The sequence below is a fragment of the Massilia eburnea genome, assembly GCF_009720745.1.
Taxonomy (GTDB): Bacteria; Pseudomonadota; Gammaproteobacteria; order Burkholderiales; family Burkholderiaceae_D; genus Rugamonas; species Rugamonas eburnea.
Window position 1 is genome coordinate 182564 of record NZ_WNKX01000004.1, and the last position, 19084, is coordinate 201647.

At 63.8% G+C, this 19084-nt stretch carries 17 protein-coding genes; 7 read left to right on the top strand and 10 right to left on the bottom strand.

Going from position 1 to position 19084, the window contains the following annotated elements; all coding sequences use genetic code 11:
• Positions 1-21 precede the first annotated feature (21 nt).
• From GM658_RS06960 to GM658_RS06985, 6 genes are all read left to right on the top strand, one after another.
• Positions 22-1401: a phosphomannomutase/phosphoglucomutase gene (locus GM658_RS06960; RefSeq protein ID WP_155453287.1), complete on the top strand. Its 1380-nt coding sequence runs from the start codon at positions 22-24 to the stop codon at positions 1399-1401.
• A complete protein-coding gene (gene waaC / locus GM658_RS06965) occupies positions 1402-2367 on the top strand; it encodes a lipopolysaccharide heptosyltransferase I (RefSeq protein ID WP_155453288.1) in 966 nt (321 codons plus the stop codon). It begins immediately after the preceding gene.
• A 2-nt stretch (positions 2368-2369) separates the two neighbouring features.
• Positions 2370-3653, top strand: coding sequence for a lipid IV(A) 3-deoxy-D-manno-octulosonic acid transferase (gene waaA / locus GM658_RS06970; protein WP_155453289.1), 1284 nt, complete (start codon positions 2370-2372; stop codon positions 3651-3653).
• Positions 3654-3744: 91 nt separating this feature from the next.
• A complete protein-coding gene (locus GM658_RS06975; RefSeq protein WP_155453290.1) occupies positions 3745-5532 on the top strand; it encodes a CIA30 family protein in 1788 nt (595 codons plus the stop codon).
• Positions 5533-5543: 11 nt separating this feature from the next.
• Positions 5544-6665: a sensor histidine kinase gene (locus GM658_RS06980; protein WP_155453291.1), complete on the top strand. Its 1122-nt coding sequence runs from the start codon at positions 5544-5546 to the stop codon at positions 6663-6665.
• Positions 6662-7267 carry a response regulator transcription factor gene (locus tag GM658_RS06985; protein WP_155453292.1) on the top strand — a complete coding sequence of 202 codons (606 nt, stop codon included), beginning with the start codon at positions 6662-6664 and terminating at the stop codon, positions 7265-7267. Before GM658_RS06980 ends, GM658_RS06985 begins: the two co-directional genes overlap by 4 nt.
• Here GM658_RS06985 and GM658_RS06990 read toward each other — a convergent pair.
• The 7 genes from GM658_RS06990 to GM658_RS07020 all read right to left on the bottom strand — a co-directional run bounded on the left by GM658_RS06990 (position 7264) and on the right by GM658_RS07020 (position 15111).
• On the bottom strand, positions 7264-8202 hold the full coding sequence (locus GM658_RS06990) for a M48 family metallopeptidase (protein WP_371865052.1): 939 nt from the start codon (positions 8200-8202) through the stop codon (positions 7264-7266). The two genes, GM658_RS06985 and GM658_RS06990, sit on opposite strands and share 4 nt — an antisense overlap.
• The gene (locus GM658_RS06995; protein ID WP_155453293.1) at positions 8148-8888 is read right to left on the bottom strand and encodes a lysophospholipid acyltransferase family protein; all 741 of its coding nucleotides are present in this window, start codon (positions 8886-8888) and stop codon (positions 8148-8150) included. The genes GM658_RS06990 and GM658_RS06995 overlap by 55 nt, the downstream gene beginning before the upstream one ends.
• A 15-nt stretch (positions 8889-8903) precedes the next feature.
• On the bottom strand, positions 8904-9461 hold the full coding sequence (gene gmhB, locus GM658_RS07000) for a D-glycero-beta-D-manno-heptose 1,7-bisphosphate 7-phosphatase (RefSeq protein ID WP_155453294.1): 558 nt from the start codon (positions 9459-9461) through the stop codon (positions 8904-8906).
• A 1-nt stretch (position 9462) separates the two neighbouring features.
• Positions 9463-11565, bottom strand: a complete 2103-nt coding sequence (gene glyS / locus GM658_RS07005) for a glycine--tRNA ligase subunit beta (protein ID WP_155453295.1) — start codon at positions 11563-11565, stop codon at positions 9463-9465.
• 13 nt (positions 11566-11578) lie between these two features.
• Complete coding sequence (gene glyQ, locus GM658_RS07010) at positions 11579-12475, bottom strand: glycine--tRNA ligase subunit alpha (RefSeq protein WP_155453296.1); 897 nt, start codon at positions 12473-12475, stop codon at positions 11579-11581.
• A gap of 219 nt (positions 12476-12694) precedes the next feature.
• Positions 12695-14233, bottom strand: a complete 1539-nt coding sequence (gene lnt, locus GM658_RS07015) for an apolipoprotein N-acyltransferase (RefSeq protein WP_155453297.1) — start codon at positions 14231-14233, stop codon at positions 12695-12697.
• A complete protein-coding gene (locus tag GM658_RS07020; protein WP_155453441.1) occupies positions 14233-15111 on the bottom strand; it encodes a CorC family transporter in 879 nt (292 codons plus the stop codon). The genes lnt and GM658_RS07020 overlap by 1 nt, the downstream gene beginning before the upstream one ends.
• A gap of 85 nt (positions 15112-15196) precedes the next feature.
• Between GM658_RS07020 and GM658_RS07025 the strand changes: the two genes are divergently transcribed.
• On the top strand, positions 15197-16213 hold the full coding sequence (locus tag GM658_RS07025; protein WP_155453298.1) for a transporter: 1017 nt from the start codon (positions 15197-15199) through the stop codon (positions 16211-16213).
• Here the strand turns inward: GM658_RS07025 and ybeY are convergent.
• The 3 genes from ybeY to miaB are packed head-to-tail and all read right to left on the bottom strand — an operon-like array spanning position 16210 to position 19050.
• Positions 16210-16668, bottom strand: coding sequence for an rRNA maturation RNase YbeY (ybeY, locus tag GM658_RS07030; RefSeq protein ID WP_155453299.1), 459 nt, complete (start codon positions 16666-16668; stop codon positions 16210-16212). The genes GM658_RS07025 and ybeY overlap by 4 nt on opposite strands.
• A complete protein-coding gene (locus GM658_RS07035) occupies positions 16652-17719 on the bottom strand; it encodes a PhoH family protein (protein WP_155453300.1) in 1068 nt (355 codons plus the stop codon). The genes ybeY and GM658_RS07035 overlap by 17 nt, the downstream gene beginning before the upstream one ends.
• Positions 17716-19050 (bottom strand): tRNA (N6-isopentenyl adenosine(37)-C2)-methylthiotransferase MiaB, encoded by a 1335-nt coding sequence (miaB, locus tag GM658_RS07040; protein ID WP_155453301.1) that lies wholly within the window; start codon positions 19048-19050, stop codon positions 17716-17718. Before miaB ends, GM658_RS07035 begins: the two co-directional genes overlap by 4 nt.
• Positions 19051-19084 lie beyond the last annotated feature (34 nt).

Consider the following 19084-nt stretch of genomic DNA (forward strand, 5'->3'; position numbering starts at 1 on the left):
TTTTCAAACTTCAAGTTTTCTATGGTTGCTCTCTCCAAATCCATCTTCAAGGCCTACGATATCCGTGGAATTATCGGTAAAACACTGGACGAAGGCGTGGCCCGGTCCATCGGCCATGCGTTCGGCCTGGCCGCTGCCGCCAAGGGAGAGCGCAGCGTGGTCATTGGCCGCGACGGCCGCTTGTCCGGCCCGGGCCTGATCGCCGCCCTGGCGCAAGGGCTGCAGGCTGCCGGCGTTGACGTGATCGACCTGGGCGTTGTGGCCACCCCGATGGTGTACTACGGCACCCAGGTGCTCGATACGCGTTCCGGCATGATGGTCACCGGAAGCCATAATCCGCCCGACTACAACGGCTTCAAGATGGTGCTGAAGGGCGAGGCGATCCACGGCGAAGCCATCAGCGGCCTGTACGACGCCATTGCCGCCGGCCTGCAGCCGGCAGCTGCCGCCGGCAAGTACGGCACTTACGATATCCGCGAGCAGTACCTGCAGCGCATCATCGGCGACGTCAAGATTGCGCGCCCGATCAAGATCGCGGTCGATTGCGGCAACGGCGTGGCCGGCGCTTTCGCGGGCGACCTGTATCGCGGCATGGGCTGCGAAGTGATCGAGCTGTTCTGCGAAGTGGACGGCACCTTCCCCAACCACCACCCGGATCCGGCGCACCCGGAAAACCTGCAGGACCTGATCAAGGCGCTGCAGGAGACCGATGCCGAGATCGGCCTGGCTTTTGACGGCGACGGCGACCGCCTGGGCATCGTTACCAAGGACGGCCAGATCATCTTCCCGGACCGCCAGATGATGCTGTTCGCCGAGGACGTGCTGACCCGCCATCCGGGCGAGCAGATCCTGTATGACGTGAAATGCACGCGCCACCTGGCGCCCTACATCGAGAAGGCAGGCGGCAAGCCGCTGATGTACAAGACCGGCCACTCCCTGGTGAAGGCCAAGCTGAAGGAAACCGGCGCCCCGCTGGGCGGCGAAATGAGCGGCCATATCTTCTTCAAGGACCGCTGGTACGGCTTTGACGACGGCTTGTACGCCGGCGCGCGCATGCTGGAAATCCTGACCCGCCACGCCGATCCGTCGGCCCTGCTGAACGCGCTGCCCAAATCGGACAGCACGCCGGAACTGCACCTGCACCTGAACGAAGGCGAGAATTACTCGCTGATGGCCAAGCTCGTGGCCGAGGCGAAATTCCCGGGAAATGAGCGCGTGATCGACATCGACGGCCTGCGCGTGGAATACGCCGACGGCTTTGGCCTGGCGCGTTCCTCCAACACCACGCCGGTGATCGTGATGCGTTTCGAGGCGGAGAGCCCGGCGGCGCTGGCGCGCATCCAGGGCCAGTTCCGCGAAGTGATCCTGGCTGCCAAGCCTGACGCACAGTTGCCGTTCTAAATGAATATCCTCCTGGTGCGCGTTTCCTCGATGGGCGACGTGCTGCACAATATGCCCATCGTGGCCGACATCAAGCGCCATTTTCCCGATGCGAACGTCGACTGGGTGGTGGAGGAGGGGTATGTCAGCCTGGTGCGCCTGAACCCCATGGTGCGCAAGATCCTGCCGTGGGGCCTGCGCCGCTGGCGCAAGAGCCTGGGCAAGAAGGAAACGCGCGCCGAGATCAGCGCCTTTTTCCGCGACCTGCGCGCAGTAGAGTACGACTATGTCTTCGACACCCAGGGCTTGCTGAAGACCGGCATCCTGATGGGCGCCGCGCGCGGCAAGCACAAGATCGGCATGGCCAACGGCACCGAAGGTTCGGGCTACGAGGGTTTATCGCGCATTTTCCACAGCAGGAGCATACCGATCGAGCGCCGTACGCACGCAGTGGCGCGCGGCCGCGTGATCGTGGCCGAGGCGCTGGGCTTCAGGGCGGACACCCCGGCCGACTTCGGCCTGCCGGAAATACCGGCCAGCGAGCCGCGCCCGGAGTGGATGGGCGAAGCGCCGTACGCAGTGTTCTTCCACGGCACGGCGCGCGACGCCAAGAAGTGGGCTGCGGCCAGCTGGATCGAACTGGGCAGGGCACTGGCGCCAATGCCGGTGCTGCTGCCATGGGGCTCGCTCAAGGAAAAAGCGGAAGCCGAAGCGCTGGCCGCCGCCATTCCGAACGCGCGCGTACTGCCGAAACTGCCGATGGCCGATGCCGTCATGCTGGCGCGCCGCGCCGCCCTGGCGGTGGGCGTGGACACCGGCCTGACCCATATCGCGGCTGCCTTCTCGCGTCCCGTTGTGGAAATCTATACCGATTCGCCGCGCTGGAAGACGGAAGGCAACTGGTCGCCGCGCATCGTCAACCTGGGCGACGCGGGTTCGCCGCCCGGCGTGGCCGAAGTGCTGGCCGCCGCCAAGAGCCTGCTCTGAGCATGCGCATCTTTTACACCTTGATGTGGTGGCTGGCCTTGCCCCTGGTGCTGGGCCGCCTGTGGTGGCGCGGCCGCAAGGAACCGGGCTACCGCCAGTATTGGGGCGAGCGCCTGGGCTTTTATGGCGCCCGCGCCGCCAACGATGAACCGGCTACCATCTGGGTGCATGCGGTGTCGGTGGGCGAAACGCGCGCCGCCGAACCGCTGGTCGACGCTCTGCTGGCGAAATACCCGCAGGCGCGCATCGTACTGACCTGCATGACGCCGACCGGCCGGGCCACCGGCAAAAGCCTGTTCGCCAAGCACGGTGCGCGTCTGGTGCAGTCTTACCTGCCTTACGACATGCCGCTGCTGGTGGCGCGCTTCATCCGCCATTTCGAACCGCGCATCTGCATCCTGATGGAGACCGAGGTGTGGCCGAACCTGATCCTGCAATGCGGCCGCGACCAAGTACCGGTAGTGCTGGCCAACGCCCGCCTGAGCGAACGTTCGCTGGGCAAGGCGCTGCGCTTCGGCAAGGCGATTCGCGATGCGGCGCAGGGCATCTCGCTGGTGGCTGCGCAGACCGAAGCCGATGCGCAGCGCATCCGCACGCTGGGCGCTTCGCATGTGAGCGTCACCGGCAGCATCAAGTTCGACGTGGCGATTCCGCCGGCTGCCCTGGCGGCCGGCGCGCAATTGCGCCGGCAGTTCGGCCAGCGCCCGGTGTTCCTGTGCGCCAGTACGCGCGAAGGCGAGGAGGGCATGATCCTGGACGCTTTCCGGTCTGCTCGCGCCTCGCTGCCGGCCAATGTGCTGCTGCTGATCGTGCCGCGCCATCCGCAACGCTTCAGCGAGGTGGCCGCCATGGTGGAGGAGCGCGGACTGTCGGTGCAGCTGCGTTCCGCCTTGAAGGAGGCCGGCGCCAGCGTCGCGCCAGGGACCGAAGTGGTGCTGGGCGACTCGATGGGCGAAATGTTCGCCTACTATTCCGCTTGCGACCTGGCCTTCATCGGCGGCAGCCTGCAGCCGCTGGGCGGGCAGAACCTGATCGAGCCGGCCGCGCTGGGCAAGCCGGTGATTGTCGGAGAGCACACCTTCAATTTTGCGCAAGCGACGGAAGACTGCATACAGCAGGGCGGCGCGGTGCGCGTGGCAAACAGCGACGCCCTGATGCAGCAAGTGGCGCGCCTGCTGGCTGACAGCGAGGCGCGCGACGCCATGGGCGCCCATGCCCTCACCTTTGCCAATAGCCACCGCGGCGCCACGGCCCGCACCATCGCATTGCTTCCAGACTTGAAGTGACAAATGTCATGACGAAGTCGTGGCATTTCAATCTGGTGCCCTTGGGCGGCAATCCGGATACTGCGTTCACCTGACCACAAGGAGAACCGCAATGCTGAAACTGTTAGTCGCCGCCAGCCTGGCCTGCGCCCTGCCTGCCATGGCTGTTGAAGCCACCCTGATCAAGGATGTCCGCGTCTTCGACGGGCAGCAGGTGTACGCCAAGCGCAGCGTGCTGCTGGAAGGCGGCAAGATCGCCAGCGCCGACTTCAAAGGCAAGGCGCCCGACGGCGCGCAAGTGGTCGACGGCGCCGGCCGCACCCTGATGCCGGGCCTGATCGACTCCCATACCCACAGCTTCCAGCATTTCGAGCTGCCCCTGGTGTTTGGCGTGACCAGCGAACTGGATATGTTTACCGCCGTGCCGCTTCTGCAGGAAATGAACGGCCGCATGCAGCGCGGCGAAAACCGGGACCGGCCTGACATCATTTCGGCCGGCATCCTCGCCACGGTGCCAGGCGGACATGGCACCGAATACGGCATGGCCATCCCGACCCTGACCAAGCCGGAAGAGGCGCAGCCCTGGGTCGACGCCCGCATTGCAGAAGGCTCGCACTTCATCAAGATCGTGATGGAACCCGGCTGGCCGGGCCACCCGATGCCCTCGCTGGACCGCGCTACGGTGAAAGCGCTGGTTGCGGCCGCCCACAAGCGCGGCAAGATGGCGGTGGTGCACATCTCCAATCCAGCGGATGCCCGCGCCGCACTGGAAGAAGGCGCAGATGGCCTGGTGCACCTGTTCAGCGGCGAGTCGATTTCGGGGACGGACCTCAAGTCCTTCGTCAAGCTGGCGCATGATCGCAAAGCCTTCATCATTCCGACCTTCAGCGTGCTGGAAAGCGTGGCCGGCCTGAAGGAAAAGGACGTGCTGGAAGATAAGAAGATGATGGCACTGCTGACGAGCGACCAGATCGTACCGCTCAATTCACCCTACGGAAAAACGGAAATGGCGCAGCGCATGAACGCCACCAGGGAAGTGGTGGCAGCGCTGCGCAATGCCGGCGTGCCGCTGCTGGCGGGCACCGATGCCGGCAATGGCGGCACCCAGGCCGGCGCCAGCCTGCACCACGAGTTGCTGTCCCTGACCCAGGCCGGCCTGACGCCGCTGGAAGCGCTGCGTTCCGCCACGTCGGTGCCAGCCAAAGCGTTCCACCTGGCCGAGCGCGGCGTGATCGCCAAAGGCGCCAAGGCCGACCTGGTGCTGGTCGATGGCGACCCAAGCCAGGACATCAAGGCCAGCCGCAATATCGTCGAAGTCTGGAAGGATGGAGCGACCGTGTCGGAGCGCCGCAAGGCACAGCAGGAGCTGGTGGCGAAGGAACTGAGCGCGCCCAAAGCCGCGCCACTGGTGCTGCCAGCCGACGGCATGATCAGCCTGTTCAGCAAAGAAAAACTGGCCAGCCCTTTCGGTACCGGCTGGGTGCCTTCGAACGACGCTTTCCTGGGTGGTAAATCCACCGTGAACCTGGAATACGCAGGCGAGAATTCGGTCAACGTGAAGGCCAGCGTGCAGCCGGGCTTTGCCTTCCCCTGGGCCGGCATCGCGTTCGTGCCTGGCAGCCAGGCGTTCCAGCCGGCCAACCTGAGCGCCGCCAAAACCTTGCGCTTCCGCGTCAAGGGCGACGGCCAGGGCTACCAGGTCGGGATCATGCATGGCAGCGCACGCATTCCGGTCTACCAGCCGTTTGCAGCGGGTGCGGAATGGCAGGAAGTGGCGCTGCCGATGGCCAGCTTCGCCGGGGTTGATACCAGCGCGATTACGCTGATCATGTTCAACGCCGGCCCCAAGACTGGCGATTACCAGTTCCAGATCGCCGACGTGCGCCTGACTAACCAGTAAGGAAAATGAGCATGATGCAGGTCAGGCGCTGGCTGGAAGGTCCCTGGGTGCCGCGGCACCTCGGCAAGGCGCCGTACCTGTGGCTGTTGTCGCTGAACTTCTTCTTCTGGAAGTACTTCTACATCAGTCCAACGCCGCTGGAGCTGGGCATGCTGGCGCTGTCGATTGCGGTATTCGTGCCGATCTATTTCGCCAGCTACTGGCTGCGCAACCGGCGCGCGGTGCCGCTGCTGCTGGCGACAGTGGCTTTGGGGATGGCCTGGGCGCCCTTCAATTTCGGCGCCTGCACCTTCTTCATCTTTGCCTGCTCGATGTGCGCGGCGCTGGAGCAGCCGCGCCAGGCCTACCTCGGGATCTGCCTGATCCTCGGCTCCGCCGCGCTGGTGGGGATGACGGTTGAACTGCCGCTGAGTTTCCTGCTGCCGACGCTGGCAGTCGGTGCGCCGGTCGGTGTCGCCAGCGTGATGGACGCCCGCGTGCGCCGCTCCGGGCAGCAATTGCTGCGCAAGCAGGAAGAAGTCGAACACATCGCCCGCATCGCCGAGCGCGAACGCATCTCGCGCGACCTGCACGATTTGCTGGGCCACACCTTGTCGCTGATTGCCATCAAGGCCGAATTGGCGGGACGCCTGCTGGAACGCGACAGCGCTGCCACAGCGAAGGAAATCAAGGATATCGAAACCACGGCGCGCCACGCCCTGGCCGAAGTGCGCAGCGCCGTCAGCGGCTACCGCCAGAGCGGCTTTGCGCAGGAGCTGGCGCAAGCGCGCGCCGCGCTGGCCGCAGCCGATGTGGAGCTGCAGGCGGAGGTGCAGCCGTTCGCCATGACCGCCACGGCGGAGAACGTGCTGGCGTTGTCGTTGCGCGAAGCGGTGACCAATATCCTGCGTCACGCCAAGGCTACGCGCTGCCTGGTCAGCGTGCGGCAGGAATGCGGGCAAATTGTCTGCCATATCAGCGACGATGGCGCTGCGCCGGTCGACCGCGAAGCGCTGGCACGCGGCAATGGGCTGCGCGGCATGCGCGAGCGGGTTGCCGCCGCCGGCGGCCGCCTGGTCTTGCAGGCGGGCCAGGGCGCGCCGGGCAGCGGCCTGGCGCTGGAACTACATTTACCGCTGGGAGCTGTCGCATGATCCGCGTATTGATTGCCGAGGACCAGTCGCTGGTGCTGGGCGCCCTTGCCGCGCTGCTGAAACTGGAGCACGACCTGGACGTGGTCGGCCAGGCACGCAATGGGCAGGAAGCGCTGGCCCTGTGCGAGCAGCTGCAGCCCGACATCGTGCTGACCGATATCGAAATGCCCTTGATGACGGGCCTCGAGCTGGCCGCCGTGCTGGCCGAACGCGGCGCCGCGGCGCGCGTCATCATCGTCACCACCTTCGCCCGTTCCGGCTACCTGCGCCGCGCCATGGCGGCCGGTGTGCGCGGCTACCTGCTGAAGGACGCACCTTCCGAATCGCTGGCCGCCGCCATCCGCAGCGTGCATGCCGGCGGCCGCGCCATCGCTCCCGAGCTTGCGCTGGAGAGCTGGAGCGGCGGCGAAGATCCATTAAGCGAACGCGAACGCCAGGTGCTGCGCCTGGCGGGCGAAGGCCGCACTGGCGCCGACATCGCCAAACAATTGAGCCTCTCTGAAGGCACGGTGCGCAACTACCTGTCGGAAGCAATCAGCAAACTCAATGCCGGCAACCGCGTCGAAGCCTTCCGCCTGGCCCGCGAGGCCGGCTGGCTTTAGGTGAACAGGGGCGGCAGCTCGGCGGCGCGTTTGCGCAGCAGCTGCTTGGCTTCCTCGTATTGCGGGTAGATGCGGCCGACATTGGCCCAGAAGCGGGCGCTGTGGTTCATTTCCAGGATGTGGGCCAGTTCGTGCGCCACCACGTAATCCACCAATGGCAGCGAGAAATGCATCAGCTTCCAGTTCAGGCGGATGGTGCGCTGCGCGGTGCAGGAGCCCCAGCGGGTGTCGGCCGACGATAGCGAAAAGCCGGCGTATTGCACGCCCAGGCGCGCCGCGTACAGGTCCAGGCGCTGCTGGAACAGGCCTTCCGCCTGCGCCTTGTACCAGTTCTTGACGCGCTCCTTGAGCAGCTGCTCGGTCGCGCCCTGCACCAGGCCCATCGAGAGCTCCATCGCCACCGGATCGAACTCGGTACGGTTGCGTGGCGCCTGGTACAAGCGCAGCGTGATTTCCTCGCCGAGGTAGGGCAGGCGGGCGCCATCGTCCCACACGATGGGCGGCTTTTCCAGCCGTGCGGCGCGGCGCTGGCGGCGTTCATCAAGCTTGGACAGGATCCAGTGCTGTTTGGCGCGGATGGCGTTATCGATGTCGGCCAGCGAGCAGCGCTTGGGCGCTGTCACATACAGGCCGGTGTCGTCGACCGTGAAGCCGATCGAGCGGCGCGTCGAGCGCTTCAAGACATATTCGAGGATGTATTCGCCGACAAGAAGCTGGCGCTTGTCCTGGTCCCCGGTGAGTTGCGGGGCGGTAGGTTCGGGACGGCGCAGTTGCACCGGAGGGCGCAGCAGGTTCACTGCCGCGGGAGCGGGGACGGGAAACGGGGAAGAAGACGCGGCCGCTGCCGGCGGCGCCTCCTGTTGCGCTTCAGCCTTTTCGGCTAGCCAGCGCTGTAGGCGTGGGGCGAAATGACGCGCATTTCTGATTCGATCCACTGTTCCACCTGCTCCATCAATTCGTCGGGAGTCTTGCCTTCCGACGAAATCGGTTTGCCTACCGACACCGTGACGGTGCCCGGTTTCTTGATAAAGGAATTCTTTGGCCAGCATTCGCCCGAGTTCAGCGCGATCGGCACCACCACGGCGCCGGTCTCGATCGCCAGGCGGGTACCACCGCTCTTATATTTGCCAGCCTGGCCGACCGGAATCCGGGTCCCTTCCGGGAACATGATAATCCATTGTCCGTCTTTGAGTCGACGCTTGCCATGCGCGACAACGGATTTGAACGCATTCTTGCCTTGCTTGCGGTCGATCGGGATCATGCGCAGCAGCGCGATGCCCCAGCCGAAGAACGGAATGTACAGGATTTCTTTCTTGAATACGAACACCAGCGGGCGTGGCAGGTTCGCCAGCAGGAAGATGGTCTCCCACGCCGACTGGTGCTTGGACAGGATGATGGCCGGGCTGTCCGGGAAGTTTTCATAGCCCTTGAACTGGTAGTTAATGCCGCAGATCCATTTGGCGCACCAGACGATGAAGACGTTCCAGCGAGAAGTGACGAAATAGCGTTTGTTGTAAGGCAGCGGCGCTGCCAGCATGCAGACTCCGGACCAGATGACGGTGGCAACCACCATCAGGATCATGAACAGGGTGGAACGCAAGAACAAGACGAAATTACGCAACGACGGTCTCCAGTTTTATTCAGCTTTGAGAATGTGATCAACAGTGGCGGCGAGGTCCGGGAAGACCTGCGTGCCGGGCGGCAGGCCGCCGGTGGCATGGGTCTTCTCGCCCTTACCGGTCAGCACCAGGAAGGGCACGCAGCCGCTGATGAAGCCCGCCTGCAGGTCGCGCAGAGAATCGCCGACGGTCGGCACGCCTTTCAGGCTGATTTCGAAGCGCTTCGAGATCTCCGTGAACATGCCAGGTTTTGGCTTGCGGCAGTCGCAGTTGTCGGCCGCCGCGTGCGGGCAGAAGAAGATGGCGTCGATATCGGCGCCAACCTGCTGCGCCAGGCGGTGCATCTTCTGGTGGATCGCGTTCAGTGTGTTGATGTCGAAGTACTGGCGGGCGATGCCGGACTGGTTCGATGCGATCACCACGCGGTAACCGGCCTGGTTCAGGCGGGCGATCGCTTCCAGCGAACCCGGGATGGGAATCCACTCGTCCGGCGACTTGATGAAGTCGGGCGAGTCGTGGTTGATCACACCATCGCGGTCCAGGATGATCAGCTTGGTCGGCTGGGTCTGTGGCATATCAGGCCGCCAGCTTCGAAATGTCGGCCACGCGGTTCATCATGCCGTGCAGGGAAGACAGCAGCGCCAGGCGGTTGTTGCGCAGGGCGATGTCTTCGGCCATGACCATCACGTCGTTGAAGAAGGCGTCGACTTCTTCCTTCAGCTGCGCCAGGGTCTTCAGGGTGGCGGTGAAGTCGCCCTTGGCCCATGCTGCGTCCACTTCCGGCGCCACGCGGGCCATGGCGGCGTGCAGGGCCTTTTCTGCGGCATCCTGCAGCAGTTCGGCCTTGACGGTGGTCGCCTGCGCCAGCGCTTCCTCGTTCTTCTTCAGGATGTTGGTGATGCGCTTGTTGGCGCCGGCCAGCGAGACCGACTCCGGCAGGGCGGCGAAGGCTTGCACGGCCTCCAGGCGCTGCACGATGTCGTCCAGGCGGTCAGGATTCTGGGCCACCACGGCTTCGATTTCGTTCACGCTGAAGCCGCGCTCGCGCAGCATGCCGCGCAGGCGGTCCATCATGAAGGCGGTGACTTCGGCGGCCGGGGTCTTGAAGTTCGGCACAGCCACGAACTGCTCGGCAGCGTCGCCCAGCAGCGCGGAGAGGGACAGCGGCAGGCGCTTTTCCACCAGCATGCGCAGCACGCCCAGGGCGTGGCGGCGCAGTGCAAACGGATCCTTGTCGCCGGTCGGCTGCAGGCCGATGGCCCAGATGCCGACCAGGGTTTCCACCTTGTCGGCCAGCGCGACGGCGGTGCCGGTGGCGGTAGACGGCAGGTTGTCGCCGGCGAAGCGCGGCTGGTAGTGCTCGGAAGCGGCCAGCGCGACTTCTTCGTGCTCGCCATCGTGGCGGGCGTAGTAGGTGCCCATGATGCCCTGCAGCTCGGGGAATTCGCCGACCATATCGGTCAGCAGGTCGGCCTTGGACAGACGTGCGGCGCGTTCGGCCAGCGCCTTGTCGCCGCCCAGGCGGCCGGCGATGGCCGCTGCCAGCGAGGTGACGCGCTCGGAGCGTTCGGCCTGGGTGCCCAGCTTGTTGTGGTACACGACGTTTTTCAGCAGCGGCAGGCGCGATTCCAGCGATTTCTTCTTGTCCTGCTCGAAGAAGAACTTGGCGTCCGACAGGCGCGGGCGCACCACGCGCTCATTGCCGCCGATGATGGCTGCCGGCGTATCGGTCGCGATGTTCGACACGATCAGGAAACGTGAGCGCAGCTTGCCGTTCGTATCGGTCAGGGCGAAGTATTTCTGGTTGGTCTGCATGGTGAGGATCAGGCATTCCTGCGGCACGGCCAGGAATTCCTCCTCGAAATGGCATTCGTACACGACCGGCCATTCGACCAGGGACGACACTTCTTCCAGCAGCGCTTCCGGCATCAGCACCTGGTCGGCGCCCGCTTTTTGCAGCAGGGCCGCGCGGATCGCGTCTTTACGTGCATCGAAGCCTGCGACGACCTTGCCGGCGTCGGCCAGGGTAGCGGCATACGCTTCGGCGTTTGCGACGGTCACTTCACGCTTGCCCGGTGCAGTCAGGAAACGGTGGCCTTCGGTCTTGTTCGATGCGGTCAGGCCCAGCAGGGTCAGTGGCAGCACGGTGGCGCCATGCAGTGCGATCAGGGCGTGGGCTGGACGCACGAATTGCACGGTCTCGCCGTCCGGGCGCTGGTAGCTCATGACCTTCGGAATTGGCAGCTTGGCGATGGTTTCTTCCAGCGCTGCTTGCGCGCCCACCTGCAGGGCGGAGCCGGCGGCCAGCTTGGTGTAGAAGAAGCTTTCGGCCTTGCCGTCCTGGGCGCGTTCCATGTCGGCCACGGCGATATGGGCCAGGCCCATGGCGGCCAGCTTCTTGGTCAGGGGCGCGGTCGGGTTGCCGTCGGCATCCAGCGCGATGGCGACCGGCAGGATCTTTTCTCGCACTTGCTTGTCCGGCGAGGTGGCGCGCACTTTGGTGATCGCCACGGCCAGGCGGCGCGGAGTGGCATAGGTGGTGGCGACGCTGTCTTCTTCCAGGAAGTCGCGCGATTTCAGGCCGTTGACGATGCCGGAGGCGAAAGCGGCGCCCAGCTTGGACAGGGCTTTCGGCGGCAGTTCTTCGGTCAGCAGTTCGATGAGCAGGGTCTGATTCATGTTCGGTATTCTTTTATTTGGCGACCATCGGGAAGCCGAGGCGTTCGCGGGACTCGTAGTAGGCCTGGGCGACCATGCGCGACAGGGTGCGCACGCGGCCGATGTAGGCGGCGCGCTCGGTCACGGAAATGGCGCCGCGGGCGTCCAGCATATTGAAGCTGTGCGAGGCTTTCATGATCTGCTCATAGGCTGGCAGCACCAGTTGCAGCTCGATCAGGCGCTTGGCTTCGGATTCGTGGTTGGCGAATTGGGCGAACAGCAGGTCAGTGTTGGCGTGCTCGAAGTTGTAGGTCGATTGCTCCACTTCGTTCTGGTGGAAGACGTCGCCGTATTTCAGCTGCTTCTTCTGTCCATTTTCTTCCCACTCGGTCCAGACCAGGTCGTAGACGTTTTCCACGCCTTGCAGGTACATGGCCAGGCGCTCGACGCCGTAGGTGATTTCCCCCAGCACAGGCTTGCAATCGAGGCCGCCGACCTGCTGGAAGTAGGTGAACTGGGTCACTTCCATGCCGTTCAGCCAGACTTCCCAGCCCAGGCCCCAGGCGCCCAGGGTCGGGCTTTCCCAGTCATCTTCCACGAAGCGCACGTCGTTCTGCTTCAGGTCCAGGCCCAGCGCAGCGAGGGAACCCAGATACAGGTCGAGGATATTTTCCGGGGCTGGCTTCAGCACGACCTGGTACTGGTAATAGTGCTGCAGGCGGTTCGGGTTTTCGCCATAGCGGCCGTCTTTCGGGCGGCGCGAAGGCTGGACATAGGCGGCGCGCCATGGCTCAGGGCCGATTGCACGCAGGAAAGTGCCGGTATGGAAGGTGCCGGCGCCGACTTCCATGTCGTACGGCTGGAGCAGTGCACAGCCCTGCTTGTCCCAGTAGGTTTGCAGGGTCAGGATAATTTGTTGAAATGTCAGCATCGTGGTCGTTGGTGGCGCCCTGGGCGCGAGCGTTATCGGTTCGCTAAAACGGCTCATTTTAGCGGGTTTTGCGGCGAGCCTGTAGAGTTTCCCCTGATCCGCAGGGTGTTTGATCCATATCAAAGTTCACACGCGTCGCTTGCACCGCAGCCCCGTTGGGCGCTCCAAGCGTCATGGAACGCGCAAAATGCTCCCGCGATGGCAAGCAGGGCCTGTGTTTCAGCTGCGGCGCAATCGGGTCCAGAGCCAGGCCACGCCAATTGACAGGGCGGCGAGGGCGAGGAACAGCTTGTTCTGCAGCTTGATGTAAGGGGTGTCACCCGACATGCCTTGCACCGTTGCGCTCAGGACGCCCGGCTTGCGATAGGGCAGTGAATTCAGCACTTCGCCGTGCGGAGAGATCACGACCGTCGCGCCGCTGTTGGTTGCGCTCAGCATCGGGCGGCCGGTCTCCAGCGCACGCATTTGCGACATCTGCAAATGCTGCGGGATGGCGATCGATTCGCCATACCATGCCAGTTCGGACACGTTCAGCATCACGGTCGCACCAGTCAGCGAAATCTGTTCCGCAATCTCTTCGCCAAACACATTCTCGTAGCAGATATTCGGCAGCACTTTCTGGTCTTTTACCGGAAACGGCGCCTGGATCACCGCACCGCGCGTCTGGTCGCCCAGCGGAATTTGCATCAGGGTGGTGAACCAGCGGAAGCCGGTTGGAATGAACTCGCCGAACGGCACCAGATGGTGCTTGTCGTAGCGGTAGGTGCTGCTCGAAAGCGATGGAGGCAGCCCAAGCACGCTGTTCGAGTATTCCACGCCATTGGTCATCGGGATGCCCAGCACGATATGGCTGCCGGTGCGGCGCGCAAACTGGCCATAGGAATCCAGGTAGCCGGGCGGCAGTTGCGACGCAAACAGCGGAACGCCGGTTTCCGGAATGGCAATCAGGTCGGCCGGCGCGGCGGTCACTGTCTGCTGGTACATGCGCAAGATATCGCCGAGGTGATTGGCATCGAACTTGTTTTCCAGCGGGACATTGCCCTGCACCAGGCGTACCGACAGCGGCTGGCCAGTTGGTGCGGTCCATTCCACACGGCCCAGTGCAAAGCCGCCAATCCAGATGGCGGCAACCAGGGCAATCGCCTTGTAGCGGAACGGATGCATCAACAGCGGCAGTGCGCCAGCGCTAATGGCGGCGAGCCAGCTGATGCCATATACGCCAAGCACGGGCGCATAACCGGCCAGTGGCGAAATATTGTGGGCATAGCCCGCCGTCACCCATGGGAAACCGGTGAACAGCCAGCCGCGCAGGAATTCGAAGAAGGCCCAGCAAGCCGGGAGCACCAGCAAGGTGGCGGCCGGCAAGGGCAGCGGCCAGCGCTTGCGCAGCCAGGCGGTAGCGGCCATGGCGCCAGACGCATACAGCGCCATCGCTGCAGCCAGCAGGGCGATGGAAATGGCGGCCAGCGGCGCCGGCATGCCGCCGAAGTTATGGATGGCGATGTACAGCCAGTGGAAACCAGCCATGCACCAGCCAAAGCCGAAAGCCCATCCAACCAGGGCGGAGGCGCGTACGCCATCAGCACGCAAGGCCTGGTACACCAGCACAGCCAGCGAAAGAATCTGCAGCGGCCACCAGCCAAACGGCGCAAACGCGAACACGCCAGTCGCGCCGGCGATGGCGGCGATCAGCATGCGGCTACGGGTAGAGCGGGGCGCGGCAGGCGCTTCGCCTGCCTTGGTTTTCCGCCAGCGCATCAGTCCTGCTCGTCCACGGCGGCCGGCAGCTTTTCAACCGTCAGCACATGGACCTGGCGCGCATCGGCGCGCAGCACTTCAAAGCGCAGGTTGGCGATGTCGAAAGTGTCGCCCTTGTGCGGCATGCGGCCCAGGTGCTTGGCCACCAGGCCGCCGATGGTGTCGACATCCTCGTCGAGCAGGCCGGTGTCCAGTTCTTCGTTGAACTGTTCCAGCTCGGTCAGCGCCTTGACGCGCCAGCGCGGGCCGATCTTGCCTTCCTTGATCGACAGGATATTGTCTTCTTCTTCGTCGAAATCGTATTCGTCTTCGATGTCGCCGACGATCTGCTCCAGCACGTCTTCGATGGTGATCAGGCCGGCCACGCCGGAGTACTCATCGACCACGATGGCCATATGGTTATGGTTGGCGCGGAAGTCGCGCAGCAGAACGTTCAGGCGTTTCGACTCGGGGATGAAGATCGCCGGGCGCAGCATATCGCGCACGTCGAACGATTCTTCCGCGTAGTAGCGCAGCAGGTCCTTGGCCAGCAGGATGCCGACCACCTTGTCGCGTTCACCCTCGATGGCAGGGAAGCGCGAGTGGGCCGTTTCCAGCACCAGCGGAATCCATTCCTCGATCGGTTTGGTGATGTCGATGACGTCCATCTGCGAGCGCGGGATCATGATGTCGCGCGCCGACAGGTCCGACACCTGGAACACGCCTTCAATCATCGACAGCGCATCGGCGTCGATCAGGTTGCGTTCATGGGCGTCGTGCAGGACTTCAAGCAGCTCCGAGCGGCTCTCGGGCTCAGGGGAAATCAGGGCGGTGAGTCGCTCGAACAGCGACCGGTGTGGTTTAGCGTCATTCCTGACGCTACTAGAGTGCTCTTGCATAATTGGCATTAAAGCCGTTGTTCCGAAGTGCTATAGCATACACTAAACAGCCGAGTCCCGGCCGAATTAACTTATTGGAAACTTCATGCAGATCAGTGCAGTCACCTATGGCTCTGACCAGTGCGGCCTCGTATGCGGATACCTGTTCGGGCGCGGCCCCCAGCCGGTGCCGATCGAAGCATCCGAGGCCGAGCAATGGCTGCGCGAACCGGCCAAGCCGGCGGGTGAATTCATCTGGCTGCATTTCAACCTTGCCAACACCGCCAGCGAAAAATGGATGCGCGAACATGCCACGCTGGCCAATGAATATTACGACAGCCTGCATGAGGAGGGCGCGCGCTCGACCCGCATCGAGCAGGCGGACGATACCCTGGTGGCCGTGGTCAACGATGTGCTGCGGGACTTCAGCTTTGAACCGTCGGATATTTCCAGCGTCTGCCTGAGCGTGGAGCGGCGCCTGGTGGTCAGCGCGCGCCGCAAGCCCCTGCAGGCGGTTGAACGGCTGCGCCAGGCGGTGCGAGGCGGCGAGAACCTGGTCTCCAGCGTCGTCCTGCTGACCCACCTGCTGCGCGACCAGGCCGACGTGCTGACCCGCATCGTGCGCGACGCCACGGCCAAGGTGGACCGCATCGAGGACAACCTCCTGTCGGGCAAACTGAAATACAAGCGCGCCGACCTGGGCGCCCTGCGTCGCGTACTGGTGCGCCTGCAACGCCTGCTGGCGCCGGAACCGGCGGCGCTCTTCCGCTTGCTGCAGCGCCCGCCCTCCTGGGCCAGCGAAGCCGATCGCCAGGAGCTGCGCGAGTCGACCGAGGAATTTGCCGTGGTGCTGAACGATATGGCCGCGCTGCAGGAGCGCATCAAATTGCTGCAGGAAGAAATTGCGGCCCTGGTCAACGAAGCCAATAACCGCAGCCTCTATGTGCTGACCATCGTGACCGTGCTGGCGCTGCCGATCAATATCATTGCAGGCCTGCTGGGCATGAATGTCGGCGGCGTTCCGCTGGCGGAAGATAAGGCCGGCTTCTGGATCATCGCCGGCATTGTGGCGCTGTTCACCGTCGTTGCGGGCGCCTGGCTGTTCCGGCAGCCGGACGATTAATACGGGTCGGCGTAACCGAGGCCGGTGACAATCTCGGTCTCGATGCCTTCCATTTCGGCGGCTTCCTCGTCGTCTTCGTGGTCATAGCCCTGGGCGTGCAATACGCCGTGCACGATCAGGTGGGCGGTGTGTTCTTCCACCGTTTTTTTCTGCTCTGCCGCTTCGCGCTGCAGCACGTCAGTGCACAGGATGATGTCGGCGCGCGTCGGCTCGTCTTCGGCCACTTCCTCGCCTTCGTTGTAGGCGAAGGTCAGCACATTGGTAGCGTAGTCCTTGCCGCGGTAGTCGCGGTTCAGTTCCTGGCCTTCTTCCGCATCGACGAAGCGGATGGTCAGCTCGGCCGGCGCGAACAGCGCGGCCTTGACCCATTTGCGGATCATCGGGCGGGTGATTTCTTCCTGCAGGCGCGGGTCGGCGTATTGGACGGACAGGGCCAGCTTATTTTTTTCGGACATTGCGTACAGCTTTCACAGCAGGTTTGACGGTTTGCAGCAGGGGCGCGATTTCGGCGCTGGCTTCCTGCGAGCTTTCATAGGCGTCGACAATGCGCGCCACCAGCGGATGGCGTACCACGTCGGCGCTGGAGAACTGGCTGAAGGCGATGCCGCGCACATTGCGCAGCACGTGCATGGCGTCGACCAGGCCGGATTTCTGGTGCTTGGCCAGGTCGATCTGGGTCACGTCGCCCGTCACCACGGCCTTGCTGCCAAAGCCGATGCGGGTCAGGAACATCTTCATCTGTTCGACGGTGGTGTTCTGCGCTTCGTCCAGGATGACGAAAGCGTGGTTCAGTGTACGGCCGCGCATATAGGCCAGCGGCGCGATCTCGATCACCTGTTTCTCGAACATCTTCTGGGTGCGGTCGAAGCCGAGCAGGTCGTACAGTGCGTCGTACAGCGGACGCAGGTAAGGATCGACTTTCTGGGCCAGGTCGCCCGGCAGGAAGCCCAGGCGCTCGCCCGCTTCCACCGCAGGACGGGTCAGGATGATGCGCTTGACGGCATCGCGCTCCAGCGCATCCACGGCGCAGGCCACGGCCAGGTAGGTCTTGCCGGTGCCGGCAGGGCCGACGCCAAAGCTGATGTCATGGTCGAGGATATTGCGCAGGTAGCGGATCTGGTGCGGCGTGCGGCCGCGCAAGTCGTTGCGGCGCGTCTTCAGCACCGGACTGGTGATGTCCGGCTCGTGGAATGGCGGCTCTTCACCGGCAGGGGCGAAATCGTCAGGCGCCTCGCTGGCGCGCTGTTCGACCAGGGCCAGTTGTACCTCTTCCACCGGCACCACCTTGTCGGCGACTTCGTAGAAGCGTTCAAGGATGGCCACGGCGCGTTCGGCATTGGTGCCGCTCACGATGAACTTCTCGCCACGGCGGAAAATCGTCACGTCCAGCGCTGCGGAAATCTGGCGCAGGTTTTCATCGAGCGGGCCGCACAAGTGGGCCAGGCGCGTGTTGTCCAGTGGCTCTGGAACGAAATAGTGCGGTTGCACCGGAGTTTTTGTTTTCAAAGTATCGCTTCTCCGCGCAGGGAGTAATCCAGGCTTTCAGTGATGCGCACGCTGACCATCTGGCCGATCAGTGCCTGCGCATTGGCGCCGCCGTCGAAGTGCACGGTGCGGGTATTGCTGGCGCGGCCCTGCATTTCATTGCCGCCGCGTTTGGATGGGCCTTCCACCAGCACCTGCATGGTCATGCCGACCATGGTGGCGCTGTGGCGCTTGGTGTTCTCGTCGAACAAGGCTTGCAGGCGCTGCAAGCGGGCCGATTTCACTTCGGCCGGCGTGTCGTCCGCCAGGTTGGCGGCCGGCGTTCCGGGACGCTTGCTGAAGATGAAGCTGAAGCTGTTGTCGAAGCCGACGTCCTGCACCAGCTTGACCATCGCTTCGAAATCCTCGTCCGTCTCACCGGGAAAGCCGACGATGAAGTCGGAGGAGATCACCACGTTCGGGCGCACTGCGCGCACCTTGCGGATGATGGATTTATATTCCAGCGCCGTGTAGCCGCGCTTCATGGCGCCCAGGATCTTGTCCGAACCATGCTGGGCCGGCAGATAGAGCTGGTCGGCCAGCTTGGGGATGCGGGCGTAGCAGTCGATCAGGCGCTGCGTGAATTCCTTCGGGTGGCTGGTGACGAAGCGGATGCGCTCAATGCCAGGGATCTCAGCCACATATTCAATCAGCATGGCGAAATCGGCGACGCTGCCATCCGCGGTCTCGCCACGGAAGGCATTCACGTTCTGGCCGAGCAGCATGACTTCCTTCACGCCTTGCGCTGCGAGACCGGCGACCTCGGTCAGCACGTCCTCGAAGCGGCGCGACACTTCCTCGCCGCGGGTGTATGGCACCACGCAGTAGGAGCAATACTTGGAGCATCCTTCCATGATCGATACATAGGCGAAGGCGCCCTCCACGCGTGCCGGCGGCAGGTGGTCGAACTTCTCGATCTCGGGGAAGCTGATGTCGATTTGCGGCTTGCCGGTGTGGCGGCGCAGTTCGATCATCTTCGGCAAGCGGTGCAGGGTCTGCGGGCCGAATACCACGTCCACCAGCGGCGCGCGCTTGACGATGGCTTCGCCCTCCTGCGAGGCAACGCAGCCGCCGACGCCGATCACCAGTTCAGGCTTGGCTTGTTTGAGCTTCTTGAAGGTGCCAAGGTCCGAAAACACCTTTTCCTGTGCTTTTTCGCGCACGGAGCAGGTGTTGAGGAGGATAACGTCGGCGTCTTCCGGGGATTCGGTGCGTACCAGTCCCTCGGACGCGCCGAGCAAGTCTGCCATCTTGTCCGAGTCGTACTCGTTCATCTGGCAACCGAAGGTTTTGATGAATACTTTTTTCTGCATACCCGCAAGTTTACCGTAAATCGCCATCCTGCCC

What these genes read in the sequence shown, in the direction of transcription:
- GM658_RS07020 (WP_155453441.1), bottom strand. Translation starts at nt 15,111, where the DNA reads ATGCAAGAGCACTCTAGTAGCGTCAGGAATGACGCTAAACCACACCGG.
- GM658_RS06980 (WP_155453291.1), top strand. Translation starts at nt 5,544, where the DNA reads ATGATGCAGGTCAGGCGCTGGCTGGAAGGTCCCTGGGTGCCGCGGCAC.
- lnt (WP_155453297.1), bottom strand. Translation starts at nt 14,233, where the DNA reads ATGCGCTGGCGGAAAACCAAGGCAGGCGAAGCGCCTGCCGCGCCCCGC.
- GM658_RS07025 (WP_155453298.1), top strand. Translation starts at nt 15,197, where the DNA reads ATGCAGATCAGTGCAGTCACCTATGGCTCTGACCAGTGCGGCCTCGTA.
- waaA (WP_155453289.1), top strand. Translation starts at nt 2,370, where the DNA reads ATGCGCATCTTTTACACCTTGATGTGGTGGCTGGCCTTGCCCCTGGTG.
- GM658_RS06975 (WP_155453290.1), top strand. Translation starts at nt 3,745, where the DNA reads ATGCTGAAACTGTTAGTCGCCGCCAGCCTGGCCTGCGCCCTGCCTGCC.
- waaC (WP_155453288.1), top strand. Translation starts at nt 1,402, where the DNA reads ATGAATATCCTCCTGGTGCGCGTTTCCTCGATGGGCGACGTGCTGCAC.
- ybeY (WP_155453299.1), bottom strand. Translation starts at nt 16,668, where the DNA reads ATGTCCGAAAAAAATAAGCTGGCCCTGTCCGTCCAATACGCCGACCCG.
- glyS (WP_155453295.1), bottom strand. Translation starts at nt 11,565, where the DNA reads ATGAATCAGACCCTGCTCATCGAACTGCTGACCGAAGAACTGCCGCCG.
- gmhB (WP_155453294.1), bottom strand. Translation starts at nt 9,461, where the DNA reads ATGCCACAGACCCAGCCGACCAAGCTGATCATCCTGGACCGCGATGGT.
- glyQ (WP_155453296.1), bottom strand. Translation starts at nt 12,475, where the DNA reads ATGCTGACATTTCAACAAATTATCCTGACCCTGCAAACCTACTGGGAC.
- GM658_RS06985 (WP_155453292.1), top strand. Translation starts at nt 6,662, where the DNA reads ATGATCCGCGTATTGATTGCCGAGGACCAGTCGCTGGTGCTGGGCGCC.
- GM658_RS06960 (WP_155453287.1), top strand. Translation starts at nt 22, where the DNA reads ATGGTTGCTCTCTCCAAATCCATCTTCAAGGCCTACGATATCCGTGGA.
- miaB (WP_155453301.1), bottom strand. Translation starts at nt 19,050, where the DNA reads ATGCAGAAAAAAGTATTCATCAAAACCTTCGGTTGCCAGATGAACGAG.